This window comes from Shewanella sp. SP2S2-4, assembly GCF_031932025.1.
Classification (GTDB): Bacteria; Pseudomonadota; Gammaproteobacteria; order Enterobacterales; family Shewanellaceae; genus Shewanella; species Shewanella baltica.
Window position 1 is genome coordinate 47,495 of the sequence record NZ_JAUOER010000019.1, and the last position, 21,315, is coordinate 68,809.

At 44.7% G+C, this 21,315-nt stretch carries 17 protein-coding genes and 1 other RNA gene; 6 read left to right on the forward strand and 12 right to left on the reverse strand.

The features are described 5' to 3' along the window. Positions 1-308 precede the first annotated feature (308 nt). Genes Q4Q54_RS15060 through Q4Q54_RS15070 form a run of 3 tightly spaced genes read right to left on the reverse strand, consistent with a single transcriptional unit; the run spans position 309 to position 3,168 of the window. A complete protein-coding gene (locus tag Q4Q54_RS15060; protein WP_311988868.1) occupies positions 309-2,054 on the reverse strand; it encodes a GGDEF domain-containing protein in 1,746 nt (581 codons plus the stop codon). Between the two features lie 48 nt (positions 2,055-2,102). Next, entirely contained in the window at positions 2,103-2,318 is a 216-nt protein-coding gene (locus Q4Q54_RS15065) for a hypothetical protein (protein WP_063882706.1), read from the reverse strand. A 58-nt stretch (positions 2,319-2,376) separates the two neighbouring features. Then, positions 2,377-3,168, reverse strand: coding sequence for an SAM-dependent methyltransferase (locus Q4Q54_RS15070; RefSeq protein WP_311988847.1), 792 nt, complete (start codon positions 3,166-3,168; stop codon positions 2,377-2,379). A gap of 417 nt (positions 3,169-3,585) precedes the next feature. Here Q4Q54_RS15070 and Q4Q54_RS15075 point away from each other — a divergent pair, with 417 nt between their 5' ends. Continuing rightward, complete coding sequence (locus Q4Q54_RS15075; RefSeq protein WP_311988848.1) at positions 3,586-4,077, forward strand: outer membrane protein assembly factor BamE; 492 nt, start codon at positions 3,586-3,588, stop codon at positions 4,075-4,077. Between the two features lie 114 nt (positions 4,078-4,191). Here Q4Q54_RS15075 and Q4Q54_RS15080 read toward each other — a convergent pair whose 3' ends face one another. Next, complete coding sequence (locus Q4Q54_RS15080; RefSeq protein WP_259573956.1) at positions 4,192-4,524, reverse strand: RnfH family protein; 333 nt, start codon at positions 4,522-4,524, stop codon at positions 4,192-4,194. Then, on the reverse strand, positions 4,514-4,951 hold the full coding sequence (locus Q4Q54_RS15085) for a type II toxin-antitoxin system RatA family toxin (protein WP_311988849.1): 438 nt from the start codon (positions 4,949-4,951) through the stop codon (positions 4,514-4,516). Before Q4Q54_RS15085 ends, Q4Q54_RS15080 begins: the two co-directional genes overlap by 11 nt. A 278-nt stretch (positions 4,952-5,229) precedes the next feature. On the opposite strand from Q4Q54_RS15085, the gene smpB reads away from it, so the two are divergent. Then, a complete protein-coding gene (smpB, locus tag Q4Q54_RS15090; RefSeq protein ID WP_011790147.1) occupies positions 5,230-5,721 on the forward strand; it encodes an SsrA-binding protein SmpB in 492 nt (163 codons plus the stop codon). A 71-nt stretch (positions 5,722-5,792) separates the two neighbouring features. Further along, positions 5,793-6,148, forward strand: a transfer-messenger RNA (tmRNA) gene (gene ssrA / locus Q4Q54_RS15095). 248 nt (positions 6,149-6,396) lie between these two features. Here ssrA and Q4Q54_RS15100 read toward each other — a convergent pair. The 3 genes from Q4Q54_RS15100 to Q4Q54_RS15110 all read right to left on the reverse strand — a co-directional run bounded on the left by Q4Q54_RS15100 (position 6,397) and on the right by Q4Q54_RS15110 (position 11,128). Next, the gene (locus Q4Q54_RS15100) at positions 6,397-6,909 is read right to left on the reverse strand and encodes a hypothetical protein (protein ID WP_014620650.1); all 513 of its coding nucleotides are present in this window, start codon (positions 6,907-6,909) and stop codon (positions 6,397-6,399) included. Positions 6,910-7,020: 111 nt separating this feature from the next. After that, complete coding sequence (locus Q4Q54_RS15105) at positions 7,021-8,256, reverse strand: DEAD/DEAH box helicase (protein ID WP_311988850.1); 1,236 nt, start codon at positions 8,254-8,256, stop codon at positions 7,021-7,023. 151 nt (positions 8,257-8,407) lie between these two features. Then, entirely contained in the window at positions 8,408-11,128 is a 2,721-nt protein-coding gene (locus Q4Q54_RS15110) for an EAL domain-containing protein (protein ID WP_311988851.1), read from the reverse strand. Positions 11,129-11,647: 519 nt separating this feature from the next. Here Q4Q54_RS15110 and Q4Q54_RS15115 point away from each other — a divergent pair. After that, positions 11,648-14,065, forward strand: a complete 2,418-nt coding sequence (locus tag Q4Q54_RS15115; RefSeq protein WP_311988852.1) for an ATP-binding protein — start codon at positions 11,648-11,650, stop codon at positions 14,063-14,065. Positions 14,066-14,141: 76 nt separating this feature from the next. Here the strand turns inward: Q4Q54_RS15115 and Q4Q54_RS15120 are convergent, their stop codons facing one another. Continuing rightward, entirely contained in the window at positions 14,142-15,209 is a 1,068-nt protein-coding gene (locus Q4Q54_RS15120; RefSeq protein ID WP_311905021.1) for an alkene reductase, read from the reverse strand. A gap of 133 nt (positions 15,210-15,342) precedes the next feature. Here Q4Q54_RS15120 and Q4Q54_RS15125 point away from each other — a divergent pair, with 133 nt between their 5' ends. Then, entirely contained in the window at positions 15,343-15,924 is a 582-nt protein-coding gene (locus Q4Q54_RS15125) for a TetR/AcrR family transcriptional regulator (protein ID WP_259215265.1), read from the forward strand. A gap of 378 nt (positions 15,925-16,302) precedes the next feature. Here the strand turns inward: Q4Q54_RS15125 and Q4Q54_RS15130 are convergent, their stop codons facing one another. Together Q4Q54_RS15130 and Q4Q54_RS15135 are read right to left on the reverse strand one after the other, a co-directional pair. Continuing rightward, entirely contained in the window at positions 16,303-16,527 is a 225-nt protein-coding gene (locus Q4Q54_RS15130; RefSeq protein ID WP_311988869.1) for a TIGR02922 family protein, read from the reverse strand. 326 nt (positions 16,528-16,853) lie between these two features. After that, positions 16,854-18,422, reverse strand: coding sequence for a methyl-accepting chemotaxis protein (locus tag Q4Q54_RS15135; RefSeq protein ID WP_311988853.1), 1,569 nt, complete (start codon positions 18,420-18,422; stop codon positions 16,854-16,856). A gap of 419 nt (positions 18,423-18,841) precedes the next feature. Here Q4Q54_RS15135 and Q4Q54_RS15140 point away from each other — a divergent pair, with 419 nt between their 5' ends. Further along, the gene (locus Q4Q54_RS15140) at positions 18,842-19,564 is read left to right on the forward strand and encodes a YebC/PmpR family DNA-binding transcriptional regulator (protein ID WP_006080823.1); all 723 of its coding nucleotides are present in this window, start codon (positions 18,842-18,844) and stop codon (positions 19,562-19,564) included. Positions 19,565-19,628: 64 nt separating this feature from the next. Here Q4Q54_RS15140 and Q4Q54_RS15145 read toward each other — a convergent pair whose 3' ends face one another. Continuing rightward, positions 19,629-21,305: a carotenoid oxygenase family protein gene (locus tag Q4Q54_RS15145; RefSeq protein ID WP_311988854.1), complete on the reverse strand. Its 1,677-nt coding sequence runs from the start codon at positions 21,303-21,305 to the stop codon at positions 19,629-19,631. Positions 21,306-21,315: the final 10 nt, after the last annotated feature.

Below are 21,315 nucleotides of genomic sequence, written 5' to 3' on the forward strand. Positions count from 1 at the left end.
AGTGTTCCATATATATTTGCCCCGCCGCAGCTCGGCGAATTAGCAACTATGATATCCCATTTATTTATTAACAAGGTCAAGGCAATTCATTAAAAATGAGAAATTTTTGGTATGAAAAACACTTAAGCGTGGGGGAAATCAACTGGAGCAACAAAGCTGAGTAAAAGAGCGTTCAGAGACACCTTAGACTGTTGTCGCATTTTTGTTAGTGGCGGCAAAACCCAAAACGAGAAACAAATGAAGCTACGATAAAAACCAGTAAGGACTTTGCCAACTCAGGGTGAGACTAAATGTTCACTCGACTTACATTACACCGAGGGCGATGCGATATGACGCCGTAAATCAGTTGCCTGCTTGTCACATTTTAAGATGTCAGAATAGCGTACTACGGCATTGCGGCCATTGGCCTTAGCGGCATAAAGCGCCATGTCGGCTCGGTGAAATAATGGGTCTAAACTCAGATCATCAGCCATTAAACCGCTCACGCCAAAACTCGCCGTAATGACGAACTTATGTCCTGAATGTTGGGTATCAATGGCCTCGATACGGGCTCGGCACTGCTCCGCAACTTCCATGGCTTTCTCTTCATCGGCATAGGGTAATAAAATCGCAAACTCCTCACCGCCGATACGAGCAAAAACATCACCATTTCGGATATGGGATTTAAGGGAATCAACCACCTTTTTAAGCGCCCAATCGCCGGTACCATGGCCAAAAGAATCGTTGATCCGTTTGAAGAAATCCAAATCAAATAAAATGACACTGAAATCCCCACCGCGGGCCGTGACTTGAACAAAAAGGTTTTCCCCTAACTCTTGCCCAGCACCGCGATTCAAGATGCCTGTTAATGCATCCATTCTCGCCATACGCATAAACTTGCGTTTCTGCATCTGGCCTACTGCGAACAAAATCCCTAGGAAGAACAGTCCGCCTACTAGAATAGTGACAAACATCAGCATATTGGTGTATTCGCGCTCTTTTACCGTTTGCTGGGCGATATAAAGCTCTCGCTCTTTATTGAGTAAATTGATCTCACGCGCCTGTTCATCGGCATTAAATTTAGCGGCCTGATACGCTAACGTTTTCATTTTCGCTTCATCAAACATCAGCTGATTGTAATACTGCTCTTTTTTCGAATACTCATAGGCTTGTTCAAACTGTTTATTCTCAGCATTTAAGCCAGCTAACACTTTAAAGACATTATGCTTTAACTCGGTATAACTAGATTCATTAGGCAATGACGTAACGAACTTGGCATGCTCGACCGCATTAGCAAATTGCTTCAGTGAAAAATATGCTTCGGCTAACAAAGAATGGACACTATTAATTTCTAATTGAAAGTTAAAAGACTCGTACCCCTTTAGCGCTTTCAAAAGTAAAGCAATTGCAGAAGAGTATTCTTGCAACCTTAACTTAGACTCCCCCATTCCTTTCAATGCAATAAACGAAATCAATGGGAAACCATTCGACTCACAAAAATCGTGTGTGTTCTGGAATTCATCAAATGCCTTGTCATATATTTCAAGCTCTAATTGATAAACTGATAAATACAACTTTGCAGTACAAATATCTTTTACATTATCTGCTGCAGTAAGTGATAGTGCCTTAGCCGCGTAGGTCCCCACCTCTTCTTTTATGCCCATTGCAGAGTACAAACCGGCTAAACGTAGATATGCAGCACGTTTGATATCTATATTATCAATTCGATCTATTAACCCTAGGCTTTTGCTCATTACAACAAAAGCATCTTTAAAGTTCCGTAGGGCGATGTACGCAGTTGCCTCATAGCTATAGGCAGAAAATAAATAATCGCTATTTTGAACTAAATTTTCAGATTGAATTAAATTATCTAAGGCTTCTTGATATTGACCTGAATAAATAAATGAAGTCCCTTTAAATACTAATAAGCGCCCTTGTTGAAAACGCGTCATATGCTCGAAATCAGCTTCAAGTTCATGGAGCTTAGTAATGGCAATGGATAGATCGGTATGTTGCAGTTGTTCTAGCTCTGCTAACGCCTCATCAAAATTGATAGTTGCAGCCATTAAGGGCAAACAAAATATACCCGAACATAACCACAAAAAAGCGCGCAGGAGTTTCAATTACTCACCGTTACCATGGGAAATAACTAAGTAGGACTGATAATCACCATCGCCACTCAAGCTTTTCAGTTTTTCCATGTCTCCCGACATGACGGCTGCAATTTCTTCATCAGTTAACCCATGGGCACGCATAACGGCCTCAGGATCCTGTTGATACGCTTCCATCAGCTGTGCATCTTGACCCAACTGAGTAAAAAAATCCGATAATGCAGACATACTTTTCCTTATTTATATAATGACTCCCGAACTCAGCTCAGAAGTACAGCACTCGCATTTAGCCTAAGTCTTCAGGTCTAATGCCTAATTTAGTTAAAATAGCATAGTTGTATTCGAGTTTTTTTGCTGGCGGGATCAGTAAAGTACTGATCGGAGACAAGTCTGCCTCAGGCAGCTTACTCAACGGCAAATAATCAATTCTAGGGGCTTGAACTGGCAGATTAGCAGCTTCGTAGATCACCACTTGATGATCTCGCGGATACCATTGATGCAGTTGTTCAACCAAAATCTGCAGCCTGTCGCTCGTAGTATGGAACTGAGTTAAGGTATGTTCACCAGCAATCGCAATTTGCCATAACAATAAATGGGTTGTCGGATCGGGCACATGATTAAAAAACATAAACTGGCTAGCTTCAAAGCTTTGATGCCCAGAGCTGCCGGGGTCAATGCCCAGATCAGCCCATAAACACGCCTCGGCCGAAATCCCCGGCTCCATCTTCGCTGAAAACCCTTCTGCCCTAGCCTGCGTAATCGCCATATGGGAAACACAGGCAAAAATTCCTGGATGACCATAAAGCGCACAAACGGTTTTCTTGCCAGCCCTCACAGCCTCCAATATAGCATTAACCATTTGTTCATAGGTTTCTCGGCGATTTTTCACTTCGCCATCTTGAGCATAAAACGACTGTAAATTGATGACATTGGGATTAATGTTCTGGATCCAACACTGGGAAAAACCATCGGGCAGGAGTGAAAACACCACATCGGCATGTTCAATATAACTGCGACTCATCACACAGATTTGTCCAGCCAGCTGCAAGCCCGTGCCTACACAAACTAATGACCCCAAAGCATCTATCCCAATACTTTATTTCAAACACTGCGAACTCATAACTAAAGCCACAGTACAAGAACATAATAAAAACATATCGGTAACTTTAATCTGATTTAAGCAAGATTACTATGTTTATCGCCACACAAACTGTTTATCGACTTACTGACTAATTGCTTGGCTTTAAAGAAAAAATCTGGCCCTCATTTCCTTTTATACAATCCTGTCAGCACGCTTAAGAGTCTAAAAACACCTCCACAGCTGCCACATGACTTCCAGTAATAAATATCCTTAAAGATTGAGAACTAAAGCCAACATCGCAGGTCGAAAAGTCACACAATTCGATCTATGACGGCAGCAAAGCCCGATTGCCCTTGTCATGAGGGGGAATGCTTGGGTATTATGGCCGCCAGATTTTCAGAAGTAGCGCATACAATGATCAATAAAAAGCAAAGTCTTACCCTGCTGAGCGCTGTGGCGCTCTCTGTTTCGCTCAGTGCTTGTAGTGTGTTCGATTGGTTGATTTATAAGCCCGACATTCCACAGGGTAACTACATGGAACCGCAACAAGTTGAAAAGTTGCGCATTGACATGACCAAAGAACAAGCCGAATACATTCTCGGCCGTCCGGTTTTACGCGATAGTTTCGCCGACGATACTTGGTACTATGTGTATCACTACAAGAGTGGACGCGATGCCAGCATTACGCATAAAGAACTCATTTTGCACTTTACGGGTGATAAACTGACCGCAGTGAATGGTGATTATGAGCTAAGCAAAGAATTTGATACGCCACTCGAGCAAAGTAGTTTACCTACGGGGAATAAAACTGAGCTAGTGCCACAAATTCCTGCACAGCGTCCCGATGCCAAGCCCTTAATAAAAGAAAACCAAGCAGAAGCGCAGGTTCAAAAACCAATTAAGTAATATCCTAAACTTTGCTTATGCTCTTCTCAGTCAAATGAAATACAAAAAGCGCCTAAGGGCGCTTTTTTATTGAGCAATGATGGCAAACTGATATCAGTCTTTATAGCAATCCTATTAAGCTCGTCCGCCCGTCACTTTATTCGCGCGGCCTTCATCTTTAGCTTTATCCGCACGGCGGCGACGCACATCCTTAGGATCAGCAATCAAAGGACGATAAATCTCAACCCTTTGGCCTGGTAAAATCACTTGGTCATGTTTGACCACATTACTAAACACACCCAGCTTAACCGTGTCTAAATCGATCTCAGGGAAAAAGCTCACTATGTTACTTAAACGCACCACCTCTATCGCTGACGTGCCAGGATTCACATTCACCGAAATCACTTTTTGCTGTGTAGGTAAGGCGTAAACCACATCAACTACAAACTTATCTGTCTCATTTATCACTGTAAATTACCTTAGCGCGACTCGTAAATGCCGTCACCATTGATACCATAAGATCATTAAACACTTTACCAAAGGCCATATCGGCTAACGAGCTTGAAAACTCAAAACTCAGCTCAAATTCTACCTTGCAGGCCTCTTCACTCAGCTCAGTAAAACGCCACTGCCCCAATAAATGCTTAAAGGGTCCATTTTCCAATGTTAAATCAATACTCTTACCAGGAACCACTTGGTTGCGAGTCGTAAAGGTCTTACGGATCCCCGCTTTACTCACATCCACAGATGCCAGCATAGTTTTGCCGTCAAATTCTAAGACTTTGCCACCCACACAACCGGGTAAAAACTCTTTATACGACTCGACATCATTCACTAAGTCATACATTTGCATCGCACTAAAACGGACTAACACACTTCGAGAAATTTGCGGCATAGGACTTAGCACTCTTCACTAACGTATTCACAGCGACCTAAACAAACTCGTACGCACAAAAAGAACGCACGCAAGATGAACAACTTAGGCAAGCAATCAAAATTTGCACGGATTTTATCACGATACGTAAAAAACGCACCCCTTGTGCACTTAGGTTGATACTCAACAGCCTAATCGCGTTCAAAAAAACAGCAACAACGCGATAGAGGCTTGAAATTAGCTAAATAAAACCTTATATCAATACCAAATTGATTAACCGTGCGTATAATGGCGCCACTATGGTAAAGAAAAAATCAAGCAAAGCCGCGCCTGCGACTATCGCACGTAATAAGCGCGCAACCTTCGAATACCGTTTCGAAGAAAAAATGGAAGCTGGCCTATCCCTCATGGGATGGGAAGTTAAATCTATCCGTATGGGTAAAGTCAACTTGTCTGACTGTTACGTATTCCTGAAAAATGGCGAAGCCTTTATGCATGGCTGCACCATTATTCCCTTGAATACGGCCTCGACACACGTTGTCTGCGACCCACTACGCTTAAAAAAATTGCTACTCAGCCGTAAAGAGCTAGATAAACTGGCTGGCTTAGTCGAGCGCCAAGGCTACTCTATCATTCCTATCTCAATGTACTGGCGTAAAGGTGCATGGGTAAAAGTGGAAATTGGCCTAGGTAAAGGTAAGAAAGATCACGATAAGCGCGAAGATACTAAAGCGCGTGAATGGGAAGTTGAAAAAGCCCGTGTGATGAAAAAAGAAAAAACGCACGGATAATGAACAAACGATTGAACTTGAAGCAAATGATGCTAGGTAATCATTATGCTACGGGTTACAATCAAATTCTTGGGGGCGATTCTGGATTCGACAGGATTCACGAAACCCTGGGAGCATGCCGAGGGGCGGTTGGCCTCGTAAAAAGCCGCAAAGTTATAGTTGCAAACGACGATAACTACGCTCTAGCAGCTTAGGCTAGCTAGCCATCTGACACAGGTCTCTCAAATGGGCAGTGTATACAGATGGTCATCTTACATTTGATAGCGAGGGAACTCCGTCCGGGGGTGAACCGCGAAATAGTACCGGACTCGCCCGATGAAATCCTGTCTTTCGGAGTTTATTCGGGTTAATTAAAAGAGAGACTAAGCATGTAGTGCCTTGGATGTAGGTGTTCTGGACGCGGGTTCAAGTCCCGCCGCCTCCACCAATTTTACCAGAAGGGCTTAACCGCAAGGTTAAGCCCTTTTTGTTTGCTCTGCTCATGGAACGCAATTTGAGATTTTATTTCCACAATTAAGCTTTGCTAGCTCGGATGGTTTGAGATTTTCTAGCTTGGGTAGTTTGAGAATGAGATATATAACTCAGATCACCTGCTTGGACTTGACCATCTAAGACATACGCATTGCTGCTAACGATTGGCTCCGCCATCACTAAAACCTATGAAAACGGCAAAAATCAGTACGAGAAGAGTAATACAGCAAGTGCGATTGAAATCGAAATAGAAATTAAACCAATGATTAAATGTATATATCTAGATAGAAATTTGTTTTCAATCGCTTCTTCAGGGCAATTGATTGGAACACATAAACTGATCTTGTCACCGATTTGAGGTCCAAACCGAGTGTAAGCTTGTTCGTCATAATTAATCAGAGTTCCTCTTGTATAACGCTTTCCTTGCCAAAAATATTCTACAACCGGATTAATGAAAATTTGTTGGTACCTGAAGTGCTCATGTTCTGGGCTGTATCTGGTATTTTCATCCAGTGAAATAATAGTCCCTTCAACGATATCGTATGTTAAAAATTGATCCTCTCTAAATCTCAATATTCCACCAATCCCGATGAGACCAAGGGTAAATGAGAACCAAGAGAATAAAATATGTCCTCCTATATCCTCAAAGACAAATGCAGCGATGATCACGGAAGGAATAGACAAGATAAAAACCAAAAACAGCATCAATCGCTTCATACAACACCCAAAAAAACAATTCAAAAAGGCCGAATCCTATTAAAACGCTAACTGACGGTGAAACGATAAACATGATTAACTTTACACCGCTACACAAACTCCTATAAAAAATTAACGCTTCTTACCGCCCAAAGCGCGCTTTTTGGCACGTTGTTTTTGGGCCGCTTTGCCGTTACGCCTTGGTTCGGTGTCCATTTTATTAAAGTCGGGTTCAAAGCCGGGTAACCATTGTTGTGGTAAACGCTTGTCCAATACGACTTCGACTTCTTCCAGTAACAGGGCATCCTCTTGGCTAAAGAGGGTGATGGCAAGCCCTGCACTGCCCGCTCGGCCTGTGCGGCCAATACGATGAATATAATCCTGCGCGATAAAAGGCAGCTCAAAGTTAATCACATACTTGAGTTCAACAATATCTAGGCCTCGGGCAGCAACATCCGTGGCCACTAGCACTTGAATCTTGCCTTGTTTAAATTCCTGCAAGACTTTCTCGCGCGCACCTTGGGATAAGTCACCGTGAAACGCCTGAGTACTAATATCGGCTTTATTGAGTTGCTGAACCAATTTATCGACACCTTGCTTAGTGCGGCTAAAAATCAGCACTTGATGCCAGTTTTTACTGCGTACCAGATGGCTGACGAGTTCGGTTTTACGGTCTGCGTCGACGGCATAAACCACTTGTTCAATTTCAGCAGCGGTCGTGTTGCGCTTGGCAACTTCAATCAACTTGGGATCGCGCAGTAAGGTTTTACTTAAGCTGAAGATGGCGGCATCTAAGGTGGCAGAAAATAACAGCGTTTGTCTGTCACTCGGCACTTGCTTGATCACGGCTTGAATTTCATCCATAAAACCCATGTCGAGCATACGGTCGGCTTCATCAAACACAAGCACGCTCAATTGGTTAAGACTCAATGCGCCTTGTCTGAGGTGGTCGAGTAAACGGCCCGGCGTAGCAATTAACACATCAATCCCTGCATTAAACACAGCGACCTGCGCATCGATACTCACGCCGCCGTAGGCGATGCCGACACGGATATCTGTCCCTTTAGCGTAATTAACAAAACTCTGCTGTACCTGCACCGCCAGTTCACGTGTCGGCACTAAGACTAATGCACGTACGGGTCTCACCGCAGTTAACTCTTGCAAAGGGCTGAGCGCCAACAAATGATGCAAGATTGGCAAGGCGAACGCCGCGGTTTTGCCTGTACCTGTTTGAGCGCCAGCCATCACATCCCGTTTCGCCAAGATGGCGGGAATCGCTTCTAGCTGGATAGGCGTTGGCGACTCATAACCAAGGCTCGCTAAGGTATTCACTAATGTGGAGTTTAAGGATAAGACACTAAAGGACATTGCAGTTAACCACTGAAAATAATGACCAGAATTTTAGCAGACACAAACCCAAGCGACTAGCGCCATAGCGCTAGCCCTGTGGTTCTATCGGATGAAACTAAATCAATTTCAGGATAGTCAGCCTTACAATCAGACTCGCAATACGCCAGCATCACGATAGAAATGCGTCGAGATCTTCTGGTAGTTGCGGACGACTAAAGAGATAACCTTGGGCTTGATCGCACTGATTTTGTTGCAGAAAATCGGCTTGTTCTTTGGTTTCCACTCCTTCGGCGATAATGTCGAGCTTCAACGCATGTCCAAGCGCAATCACAGCTTTAGCAATCGCGGTATTGTTAGTGTCGAAGGGAATATCCCGCACGAAGGATTGGTCAATCTTCAGCTTATGGATGGGTAGTTTTTTCAAATAATTCAGCGATGAATAACCGGTCCCAAAGTCATCGACCGATAATTCTATGCCCAAATCGCCAAGGAGCTTTAAGTCACGGATAGCAAGATCGGGATTTTGCATCATCACACTTTCGGTCACTTCAAGCTCTAAGTGTTTGGCGGGCAAGCCCGTTTCAGCTAAGACACGTTTTACATCATCCACAAAGGAGCTGCGCTGTAACTGCTGTCCAGCTACGTTCACTGCAATGCGGCCAAAGTGTTTGTCTTCACTAAGCCAACGCATGCCCTGACGACAGGCGGTTTCTAACACCCATAAACCTATCTCATGGATAAGACCAATTTTTTCCGCCACGGGTATAAATACCGCGGGCGAAATTAAACCCAGTTGAGGATCGTGCCAACGCAACAGCGCTTCAAATCCCACGGTTTTTCGAGTCACTAAGTCGAGTTTTGGCTGGTACATCAAGTACAAGGCATTTTGCTCAATCGCACCATAAAGGGCACTTTGCAGCTTAAGATGTTCAAAAGATTGCTGCGTTAAGGACTCAGTATAAAAAGCGTAATTATTGCGGCCATCATTTTTGGCGCGATACATAGCCGCATCGGCGTTACGCAGTAAAGTGTCCGCATCGTTTCCATCACTTGGATACAAGGAAACACCCATGCTCGCGGTCAAACGCAAGTGGTCGCCCGTGCTCACAATAAACGGTTGTTCAAACACTTGCCGCAATTGATGAATGGCAACCGTAGCATCTTCGCTATTGTCGATCCCCGAAATTAATGCCACAAACTCATCGCCACCAATACGTGATAACACATCCTGATCGCCCACTTGGCTGCGTAAACGCTTGGCAAGCTCGACCAGCATTTCATCACCTATGCTATGGCCAAAACTGTCGTTGATATGCTTAAACAAATCGACATCAATCATCACAGTCGCTAACTGCAAATTCAGTCGCTTAGCTTGTCGCACTTCTTGTTTGAGCTGCATCATAAACTTCATGCGATTAGGCAAATGCGTTAGCGGGTCGAAATAGGCTAAGTGCGTAAGCTGCGCTTCATTCTCTTTCTGGGCAGAAATATCGGCAAATACCGCGACAAAATAACGCACATCACCGACTTCGTCATAAATCGTACTTATGGTGATATTTTGCGGGAAAATAGTGCCATTTTTACGCCGATTCCAGATTTCACCATTCCACTTACCGTTTGCCAACAGGGCATTCCACAGTTTGTCGAAGAATGCTTTATCATGGCGACCCGAGCTGAAAATCCGTGGATTCTGACCGATCAGCTCATCCCTTACATAACCTGTGATCTCAAAAAAGGCGCCGTTAACGTCGGTAATATTGCCGTGCCTGTCGGTCACAACCACACCTTCGACCGAGTTTTTAAACACATTGGTCGCCAATGTTAGCTGCTCTTCAACCGCTTTATGCTTGGAAATATTGCGAGTCATACCGATAACGCCCACAAATTCACCGTGGGAATTTAAGGTTGGGAGTTTAAGCGTTTCTAACCAAAGATGATTTTTGGTTTCACCGCCATCTAAACACTCAGCGACAATAATAGGCATGCCAGACTCGATAGCGAGCCTATCACCCTCTAGGAAAATATCCGCAATATCCTCACCAAAAAGTTCGGCATCGGATTTACCGACAATCTCGCTGCGGGGCATTTCCCACGCTTTTTCGACGCTGCGATTACAGAGAGTGTAAATACCAGCGGCATTTTTCATCCAAATATGTTCTTCAAAACTATCGATAAAACTTTGTAAGTCGACCGTATCGATATTCGATGGCGCACCTCGGCTTAATGCTTCTGCCTCACTGTGTTGGCTTAATATCTCGCCTAGCCGGTGTTGAATGCTATCGCTGATGAGCTTGGCAAGTCGCAGCGTTTTCGAATCTACGCCTTGAGCCTCATGGTGATAAAAACATAAAAAGCCAAAATTTGCCCCAGATGGCCAAGCGAGAGACAAACAAATCACACTGCCGATTGCGCTACAAGTGTGCCAATCTGAGTGCTGCCGAGTATCCATAATTAACAGAGGCTCACGTACCTGCTCAGTTAGCTGTGATACAGATAATGCAGCCGTGATTTGATGACTGCCTAATCGGGGCAATGCTGAAATCGGCTCACTCAAGCTGGACAACTTAGCATTGCTTATCGGGGGAGTAGTAGGTTTATCAATAATATCAAAGGGATTAGGAACGATTTCAGATGGTGTGACCATTGACGGCATCGCAACGGACTGGCTTATAACAGGCTGGGTGTTAGCCAAATGATTGCCACTTAGGTGGCTGAGTATTGCCTGTATTTCACTTTCAGCCGCAGAGTCTGAACTTAACATGCTGCTAAGTTCACCCGCAGCATTCCATGCTAATAACATTGCTTTACTGCTTGATAACTCAGCGACTAAATTTAAGTCACTCAACCAGTTATCCAGCTGTTGCTGCTTAATAGGTACATCTATCATCATCTTGCCAACTCAGATCTCGTTACTGCTCAATCGGCCTACGGCGAGAATACCGTAAGACCTTAAACACATGCCCAATATTGCTACAGAGGGAAAACGTTAACCAAGCAGTAAAATCTCATAAAATTTTACGTTTAACATCAAATCAATACATCTCAATTGGCACTAAGGTTGGATCTAAAACTTACTCCATCATATCCACCTTTTAGGGTGGTAGAGGTCAAACCATCAAAATTCACACTAACTTACTCACACTCAGCAGACTGCTTGCACGGGTAAATCCAACTAACATTGCATTTGCTACTTTAGCACAAAATTTTAGTGTCAGTATCGCGATAAGTTTATTGAGTAACAATTAGTTAGACTTAATCAATTAAGTCTTCCCCCGATAATTCAGCACTTTCTTAGCGAGAGAAAACCATCCCTAAAGACATATATCAGCAATAACAGAGTTTTGATTGACAAAAATGCTATCTTATTGTCTACAATGGAAATAATAAGGCTGAAAAACCAAGGATATTTATGCCCACTGACGTCGTATCAAGCCAAGCTACCCTGCTCAACAGTAAACAATTATATCGCATTTGCGAACTCGACCAATTAAGCACAGATTGCCAATCGACAGCAGAACTCACACCTCTCAATGATATTGTCGGCCAAGAACGCGCCCAGCAAGCGGTAGAGTTTGCAATGGGAATTAAAGAAAAGGGTTACAACATCTACGCCATAGGTCAGAACGGCCTCGGCAAACGGACCATGATGCTGCGTTACCTAAGCCGTCACGAGCCAAACGACCATACCCTGTACGATTGGTGCTATGTGGTCAATTTCGATGATACCCGTTGCCCTAAAGTGCTGAAACTGAGCGCAGGGACGGGGCTTGAATTTAAAAAAGCCGTCGAAAAGTTGATGCTTAAACTTGTCAAAGCTATGCCTTTAGCCTTTGATAATGAAATGTATTATGCCCGGACTGAAAAGCTCAAAAGCCAATTATCACAGAAACAAGAAGTCGCACTCACTGAATTAACCGAAGAAGCGAAACAGAAAGGCATCAGCCTCAGTTTAACCATGCAGGGCGACTATCAAATGGTAGCGCTCAATGGTGATGAACCCCATGACGAAGCTTCATTCGAAGCATTGACAGAGACTGAACGTAGTCAATTTGAAAGTAATATCAATGGCCTAGAAGTTAAACTGCGCGGTATTATTCGCCAAATCACTGAATGGGAAGAAGAATTCAGCGACAAGCAGCAAGAGCATGACGAACAAGTCGCCAAAGAAGTGTTAATTCATTTTATTAAGCCACTCAAAGATAAGTTCAAGCACCAGCCCGAAGCGCGGACTTTCCTAACCGGTATGCAGGCGGATATCTTAGACAATTTAGATATCTTTTTAGAAGAAAGTGAAGAACAACTGGGCCTAGCCTACGCTTCCCTTGAAAAGAAAATGCCCCGCCGCTACCAAGTTAACGTTTTGGTCGCTCAAGGGACTCAAAAATTCCCTATTGTCGTAGAAGAAAGCCCAAGTTATCACAGCCTATTTGGCTATGTGGAAAACGCTACCTTCAGGGGGACAGTGTTCACCGACTTCTCACTTATCCGCTCTGGCAGTCTGCACAAAGCTAACGGCGGCGTGTTATTGATGGATGCCGTAAAAGTGTTAGAGCGCCCTTACGTGTGGGACGGGTTAAAACGCGCCCTGCGTTCACGCAAACTCGATTTAAGTTCACTGGAGCGGGAAGTGTCACTGTCGGGCACGATTTCATTGGCGCCTGAGCCTATCCCCTTAGATGTGAAAATTATTCTGTTTGGCGATCACGAAACTTATCAGCTGTTACAGCACTATGATCCTGACTTCAGTGAGTTATTCCGCGTTACCGCCGATTTTGAAGATGTGATGGACAGAACCTCAACTTCTGAGGCGCACTATGCCCGCTTTATTTCGAGCATAGTTCACGACAACAACATGCTACATTGCGACCGTGCGGCTATAGCACGCATCATCGAATACAGCTCGCGGGAAGCCGAAGATCAACAAAAACTGTCGCTACACTCAGCCAATATTGCCAACCTGCTGCGGGAATCAAACTACTGCGCTAAATCTTCGGGCAGTCAACAAATTTTAGTGCCGCACGTTGAGCAAGCACTGCGAAATCAGGAGCAAAGAGTCTCGCGCCTGCACGATAACATAATGCAAAGCTTTACCAACGGCACGACCTTGATTAGCACTCAGGGTAAAGTGGTTGGGCAAATCAATGCCTTATCCGTCATCTCGACCTCAGATCATCAGTTTGGTATGCCCAATCGCATCACAGCAACCACTGCGTTTGGTAAGGGTGAAGTGATGGATATCGAGCACAGAGTCAAACTTGGAGGCCGGATCCATTCTAAGGGCGTGTTGATCTTAACCGCTTATTTAGCATCAGTTTTAGGTAAGACGGCGCAAATCCCGCTCACCACTTACCTCACCTTTGAGCAATCATACAGCGGTGTGGACGGTGACAGCGCATCGATGGCCGAATGCTGCGCCATTATCTCAGCGATTAGCGAGCAAGCAATTAGGCAAGATATTGCCATCACAGGTTCGATGAACCAATTTGGTGAGGCTCAACCCATTGGCGGCGTGAATGAAAAAATTGAAGGCTTCTTCGATGTTTGTAAAATAAAAGGCCGTACGCCGGAGCAAGGGGTGATTATTCCGGCCTCGAACATGGCCAACCTTATGCTGCGCAAAGACATTGTCGATGCAGTGGCACAGGGCGAATTCCATATTTGGGCTATTACCCATGTGACTCAAGCAATGGAATTACTGCTCGGTAAAACCGCAGGAAGTTTGCCGCAAACGGCCACACCTAGCCAAGGGCAATATTCTCCCGAGAGCATTTTCGGCATCGCTCAGCAAAAACTCACCGCACTCAGATCCTTAGTTAAAACGGATTAAATAAAAGGCACGAGATAAAATAAACGAAAAGGGTTAGCACATGCTAACCCTTTCTTTATAAAGCTATTAAGCGAAATTACACTAAGCTTGCTAGCATTTCGTCGCTGTAAGGAACCAGTTCAACGCCCTCACGCACGCGAGCAACATAGTCAGGATTGGCAATGAATGGGCGACCAATAGCAATCAAATCAAACTTATTCGCCGCAATCGCTTCACTGGCGGTTTCAGCGCTGTAGCTTCCAACTCCCACTAAGGTTTTGCCATAGTGTGCGCGCACATAGCTTGAAGCTCTGCCACCAAGATAATCGAATTCCATGCTGTCATCGAAAATCCCAATATGCACAAAAGCGATATCGCGGGATTCCAGCTCAGGCAAGAAGTAATCGAACACTTCGCGGTCACGACTATCTGCCGCCATATTGAAATAAGCCCCTGGAGAAATCCGTAAACCGGTTCTGTCTTTGCCGATACAAGCCACAACAGCATCGACAACCTCAAGCGCAAAACGGGACATATTGGCAGGTGTTCCACCGTATTCATCGGTGCGGCGATTGCTGTCATGGTGTAAGAAAGTGTCAATCAAATAACCATTTGCACCGTGGATCTCAACACCATCAAAGCCAGCTTCAATGGCATTTTCCGCCGCTTTGGCGTAATCACGCACTAGGCCTTGAATATCCTCAAGTGTGGCGGGTTTTGGCGTGACATAAGTCAGTTCGCGCATTCTTGGCACGCTGCCTTCAATTTTCTGCGCTGATGCCGCAAGCACATCGCCACCACCGAAAAAGTGTGGATGAGCAACACGGCCCGTATGCCATAACTGCACAAAAATCTTACCGCCATTGGCATGTACCGCATCGGTCACTTTACGCCAGCCAGCAATTTGCGCTTGAGTAAAAATACCAGGGGTATTTGGGTAACCTTGAGCATCGGGACGAATAATCGTCGCCTCTGTGATGATCAAACCCGCTTCGGCGCGGCGTGCATAATAGGCAACCATATCATCGGTCGGCACTAAATCGGCATCCGCCATACAACGGGTTAAAGGTGCCATTAAGATACGATTATTTAAGGTGATAGTGTCATTAAGTGAGTAGGTATCGAACAGATTTACCAATGAATTTGGCGTGGTTTGTGTGGTCATTTTCTCAGTCCCATTCTTGAATATGCATTCAAGATATTATTATTTGAACGATCATTCAAGTTCATTTTTGAATGTTTATTCAAATTTAGGTAGAATCTGGCCTAAGCGTTTCTATACAAGTGAATTAAATTCGATGCGTAATGCAGAGTTCGACCGAGAACAGGTACTTCGCGGCGCTATGGCCGCCTTCATGCACAAAGGTTACACCAAAACGAGCATGCAAGATCTTACTCAAGCCACGGGATTACATCCGGGGTCGATTTACTGTGCCTTCACCAATAAACGCGGGTTATTAATCGCGGCCATTGAGCAATATCAACTCGACAGAAATGCGCAGTTCAACAGCCTTTTCGCTAAAAGCGAAAATGTACTAACGAACTTAAAAACTTATTTAGATCATATTGTTGCCGAATGCCTAAGTTGTGATAGCGCCCAAGCTTGTTTATTGACGAAGGCATTAAATGAAGTGGCTGAGCAAGATGTTGAGATTAGAGATATCATCAATCAGTATCTGCAATCTTGGCAGCAAGCGCTAACGCAGCAATTTATCAGCGCAGCCGAGCAAGGACTGCTAGAAGGTCATCGCAGCGACGAGCAAAGAGCCCAATATTTTATGATGGGAATTTATGGTTTAAGAACCTTCGCTCACACCCATCCAAATGCCGAAACCCTACAGCATCTTGCCGATCGATTACTAACTGAAGTCTGCCATTAAAGGCGTTTTAATTTGTTCAATGGCGAATATCTGGGCGACTAAATCGATAGTGGCTAATGAATGCAGATGTATGGCTGGTAATCGCTCAGATATTGTTGAATGTCGAGTTATTGAGAGTCAAATTATTGGGTGTGATGCTATGGAAGGTGATGTTATTCAAGTCGATATAAGCGTCACCATCTCCTTGAATTCAAGCCGATAAAGCGCAGTAAATACGTTCTGTACATTATTAAATAAGATTAAAAGAAGTATTGCAGAGAAAGTCGAGACGATAATTCAACAAGGCGATTATGCGTCCCAAAGGTGAGTATTTTTTGACATGTTAATCTATTGAATGTTAATTTTTTAATTATAACCTTTTGAAATTATAAGCTAATTTCAACCTATATTAGCCTGAGCAAATACCCGCTCGCCCAATGAGTTCAGTATCTTACATTCACCTTCAAGTACGGCAATGATCGATTTTCCCTTACGAAAACTTGCCGGTATCATCACACGTCCAGCGTCACTCACAGGTAAATCAGCTAGCACAGCATTGTGCATAATTAGCCCTACGGGCGCATCATAATATAGAACAGTAACAGTCGCTTGATTTGCTTGCATCACATTTAACTCACATTAAGCAGCGTCTGCTGCGTTGTTTTACGTCGCAAGAGAGCTCCCTGTCCTCTACCAATTAAAATATCCCCAAAGATATTTTAAACACTTTTAAATCAAATGATTAAGGTCTTATTTAATTTTTATATTTTTATTATGGTGCACAACACTGTATCTAACTGTGCATCTTGAGCTATTTAAGCACTTCAGCAAAAAGATGCCAATCTATTTCTATTATGTTAATCAATTACCCATCAAGGATCACATATGTAATACATCCCAAGGTGCGTTTTTATGCATTTTTTAGAGTAAATAACCTAAATGTGATGACTTTACTTAGCCTTAAATCCCACCCTAAATCCGCCCCAATGTTTACCATTCACAAAAATAGGCACTGACAAGTCGTGCATCACTTCGCCCGTATCCCGTTTGTAGGTTTGCAGTAATACAGGCTCGGTATGAGCGCCACAGCGGATGCCTGTCGGATCATTAAACAAACGTTTGGTTCGATTATGCACCATATCAACTTCGACCTTACCCGTCAGTGCTTGGCTAAAGCGTTTGTTATGAGTCGGGAAATAACCTTTTTTATCAACGGCTCCCGCATAGATTATTTCGCTGTGTTTTGCCAGAATGGGTTCTTGAATCGTTGGAAAATGCTGATCGGTATAACGATCGAAAGCTGTGCTGTATTTTTGCGGCTGAGTATTGGCAATCGGTTGGTATTTAGGATTAAACAAATCCGCCTCACTAAAACTGCCGCTGGCTAAACCTTGTGCTAACTTGTCACCACAGGCTTTAGCGGCGGCATTCGCCAATTGCAAAACTTGCTGATCGAAGGTTTGTGTATCCCATTTAGACAGCGCTTTAAAAATCCCCTCAGTGGTCAAAGATAAGGTAAAGGCCTGCTCGGATACGCTATGACTCTGTTTACCGGTTAAATTTAACGAATCACGGATTTGAGTCACCGAGCTGCTAATGTCATTAGTGGTATTGTTATATTGTTTGAGCGAATCTTCCATGTCACCTAAGGCATGGGCCGATTGGGTCACTGAGGCCGAAATCTCGGTGAAATGCGCGTCTAACTCACCCATAGCCGCGACCACATCGGCGGTTTGCGTTACGACCCTTTCCATCAGTCCAGAGGTTTTATCGGTTTCGCTGCGGATTTCTAATAACATCTTACCGATATCTTGGGTCGCACCCGCGGTTTTACCCGCAAGGCTGCGTACTTCGTCAGCAACGACAGCAAAACCTCGACCCTGCTCTCCCGCACGAGCTGCTTCGATGGCCGCATTTAACGCCAACAAATTCGTTTGTTCTGCAACAGAGTTAATCACTTCGGTAATTTTTTGGATTTCTTCGGCTCGCGACTTAAGCGCCTGTACTTGTTCAGCGGCGGTATCAATATCTGTACTCAGCGAGCGAATAGCCGCTACACCTTTTTGGGCTTGGCTACGCCCCTGCACGCTAACACGCTCGGCCTCTTGTGCCTGACCTAAAATATCGGCGGCATTATCGCCAAGTTGGGCCGTAGTATGGCTCAATTGCCCCGCGGCAACGGCAATAGCGCTGGCATGCTCGCCATTTGATTCAATAGATTTATTCAGTAAATCAATAAAATGCGATACTTCAGCCGAACCAATAGCAATCTTACTGGTTTGCACACTGATATCATGGGCGGGAAGGCTTTGATCTTTTAATGCCTTAGTATTTGCCTCATCGGTGTCGAGCTTAGCCTTAGTTGCGCGCAAACACACCCACACCACTAAGCCAGAGGTGATTGCGCCCAAGATCAGCGCCTGCACAATGCTCGGAAGATGCAGTCCCGCAAGCAATAAACTCCCTAGAGTGACCAGAGTGAAACTGATGAGAATTAAGATTTTTTGTTGTATTTCCATATACTTCCCGTAACTGAGCAAGGTAAAAATGAAAGGGAAATGCTAAAAGTCGAATCATTAGCCCTCGTTCAGCCGCTATCGATTACAACTGACTAGGAAGGACTCACCATGATAACGCTCAAGATTTATAGTTTTAGTCTATTTCTCTGAATAAGCTAGAAAATTTATCTCGCTAGATAAACAAAGTAGCAGCTAACTATCATCAACAGTCTCGCGTGTGTATGGCATTAGACATTAGTATTAATTTCGCGTGATTTAGTCTTAGTCCATTCTCAAGTTTACCCCATCTGAAAAAGCCAACTTTGCCCTGAAATGCGTGCCCCGTCGCCTTCTCGGTAATAAATCCCACATGGACGACTGCACTTATGCCAAGAAAACTGCTAATATCGGCGCAATTTTTTTGAGCTAACGAGATCAAGATGGGCAGAGCATATCAAAACAAGAAAGAATCCATGGCGAAAACAGCCGGTCAAAAAACCCGCATTTATTCACGCTACGGTAAAGAGATTTACGTTGTCGCTAAACAAGGCGGCGTTGAGCCCGATGGAAACTTATCACTGCGTCGCTTGATTGAACGCGCTAAGAAAGACCAAGTGCCTGCGCATGTTATTGAACGCGCAATTGAAAAAGCCAAAGGCGGCGGTGGTGAAGATTACGATACCGCCCGTTACGAAGGTTTTGGTCCTGGCAACTGCATGGTCATTGTTGACTGCTTAACCGATAACGTAAAACGTACCTTCACCGAAGTGCGTCAAGCCTTCGTGAAAAACGATGCCAAACTCGGCGGCCCAGGCACTGTTGGCCACATGTTTGATCATCAAGCCGTATTCGTGTTTGCGGGCGATGACGAAGATGCAATTTTAGAGCTGCTGATGATGGCTGACGTTGATGTGAGCGATGTAGAGCTGGAAGATGGCTTAATCACAGTTTACGCGCCGCACACTGAGTACTTTAAGGTCAAAACTGCACTGACCGAAGCGATGCCAGACGTTAACTTCGAATTCGACAACATCACCTTCGTACCGCAGGACATGACTAAAGTTGAAGGTGAAGATGTGGCTATGTTTGAAAAGTTTATCGCCGCTTTAGAAGATTGTGACGACGTACAAAACGTCTATCACAATGCGGAAATTGAAGACTAAGCACCACTTTCGCCTGAAATAAAACGCAGCCCTAGGCTGCGTTTTTTGTTTATAGATCAACATATTAAGCGTTAATGAAACAACCGTGAAACCCTAACGGCAATACCCTGTTCATTTGAGCCGAAGCTATGGGGCCCGCACTGATATCACTGGCACGAAACAAAGACAAACCAGACTGTGCATTGTGGTAATCGAGCCAAGTCATCAACAAATAGGCTTCATGCTGCTCAGTGGCGGGGATATAGAGCAGCTCTTCGGCAATCTTGCCTTTGCCAAGATAAAACGCGCTATAGCTCGTATCGCTAAGTGCATCCTCACCGTGCTGGCTACTGTCTTTTGCATTATGAATACAATACAGAGTGTTACTCAGTCCTGATTCAGATTCAGATTCAGATTCATATTTAAAGGTAGAATTAGCACCAGAATTAATAGCAGAATCTGATCTTGCTCCAACGCCAAATAACGGGGCAAACTCTGATGCTCCACCCGTTTTCTCTGCAAGCTCCTTTTTACCGCTAGTTAGCTGTGCAAGCTCTTTTTGACTCATAGTTTGCTGCGCAAACTGGGGAAACTCCATCATCACACAGCTGCGGTTAATACGCGCAGAGGAAGGCAATGTCTCTGCAAGCTGCGTTTTGCTAGCTGCTGTTAGTGGTGCTGTGAGCGGAACAGTTATGGTCACTAACTCGGCATGGGGTGTTTTTGTTTTACGGGCGCCCGTCAGTAACCCCTTCATCCCTTGCGTTAACATTGCCGAATTAGGATAGAGGCAAAGCTGGACTGACAGTTCGCCATTCTTCTCAATGGCTTGGCCAAAGTGAAACACAAATCCAGCAGGCAGTGGGTGTAACTGGCGCGCTTTAAAGTCGGCTTTGTCGATAACCAGTAATTGCGATGGCAATTCGGGGCGCCATTTAAAGGCATCGATATAGGTTTCGCCCTCTTCATAGACGCAGGAGGAAATGTAAAACACTAGCTTATTTTCACTCTGGGCGAAGGCATGTAAGTAGCTCGCCTGTGGTAATTCAATCACTTCCATTCTGGCAATGCTGTCATCGGCTGCCACTTGATACACAAGTAATTGCTTCTCGCCGCCAACATACCAGACACCAAAATTCCACAGTCCACCTTGTCCATCATCGAGTGGATGGGCGGAAAAGGGTAAGCCCTTAAACTTGTCGCCAAAGCTTTTAACACCGAGCGTAGTTAAGGTCTGCGCATCGAGTCGATAGGGTGAACCCGCCTCCCACATAGCAAGCAACTCGCCGTGGCGCGGTAATAAACTGGTATTGGCCACATTCAAATCATCGTTATTGCGAATGGGTAAAGCATTGGGGATCACTGTGCCTGCGGTGGTGTACTTAAATGCGCCAGCGGCTTCTTCCACTTTAAACTTCTTTGTTTGGATAAACTTAGCCTGATGCTGAATTTGCCCATTGGCCACACTAAACTGCTGCACCATGCCATCGCCATCGAACCAATGCTGATATGCCTTACCTGCCCGAGACATTTTTGCAGGCCCATTTCGGTATAGATTGCCGCTCAATTGCGCTGGCCACTCGCCCGAAACCTGCATAGTGAGCGGCTGATAGTCGCCTTCAGCCCCATTAAAACCTATGGCCCATGGCTCACGGGCGACCGCTTGTGCGTTATCCAGTGCCAGTAATTTATCCACTGAACTCGCCCAAACAGCAGTCGTCATTAGGGCGGCAGAGCCTGCTAGAAATTGACGTCTATCCATGGTGCAGCCC

Bases quoted from the DNA above. Each gene is read 5' to 3' on its own strand.
- Q4Q54_RS15120 (WP_311905021.1), bottom strand. From the start codon at position 15,209: ATGACCACACAAACCACGCCAAATTCATTGGTAAATCTGTTCGATACC.
- Q4Q54_RS15140 (WP_006080823.1), top strand. From the start codon at position 18,842: ATGGGCAGAGCATATCAAAACAAGAAAGAATCCATGGCGAAAACAGCC.
- Q4Q54_RS15145 (WP_311988854.1), bottom strand. From the start codon at position 21,305: ATGGATAGACGTCAATTTCTAGCAGGCTCTGCCGCCCTAATGACGACT.
- Q4Q54_RS15110 (WP_311988851.1), bottom strand. From the start codon at position 11,128: ATGATGATAGATGTACCTATTAAGCAGCAACAGCTGGATAACTGGTTG.
- smpB (WP_011790147.1), top strand. From the start codon at position 5,230: ATGGTAAAGAAAAAATCAAGCAAAGCCGCGCCTGCGACTATCGCACGT.
- Q4Q54_RS15075 (WP_311988848.1), top strand. From the start codon at position 3,586: ATGATCAATAAAAAGCAAAGTCTTACCCTGCTGAGCGCTGTGGCGCTC.
- Q4Q54_RS15065 (WP_063882706.1), bottom strand. From the start codon at position 2,318: ATGTCTGCATTATCGGATTTTTTTACTCAGTTGGGTCAAGATGCACAG.
- Q4Q54_RS15100 (WP_014620650.1), bottom strand. From the start codon at position 6,909: ATGAAGCGATTGATGCTGTTTTTGGTTTTTATCTTGTCTATTCCTTCC.
- Q4Q54_RS15115 (WP_311988852.1), top strand. From the start codon at position 11,648: ATGCCCACTGACGTCGTATCAAGCCAAGCTACCCTGCTCAACAGTAAA.
- Q4Q54_RS15135 (WP_311988853.1), bottom strand. From the start codon at position 18,422: ATGGAAATACAACAAAAAATCTTAATTCTCATCAGTTTCACTCTGGTC.
- Q4Q54_RS15125 (WP_259215265.1), top strand. From the start codon at position 15,343: ATGCGTAATGCAGAGTTCGACCGAGAACAGGTACTTCGCGGCGCTATG.
- Q4Q54_RS15130 (WP_311988869.1), bottom strand. From the start codon at position 16,527: ATGCAAGCAAATCAAGCGACTGTTACTGTTCTATATTATGATGCGCCC.
- Q4Q54_RS15105 (WP_311988850.1), bottom strand. From the start codon at position 8,256: ATGTCCTTTAGTGTCTTATCCTTAAACTCCACATTAGTGAATACCTTA.
- Q4Q54_RS15085 (WP_311988849.1), bottom strand. From the start codon at position 4,951: ATGCCGCAAATTTCTCGAAGTGTGTTAGTCCGTTTTAGTGCGATGCAA.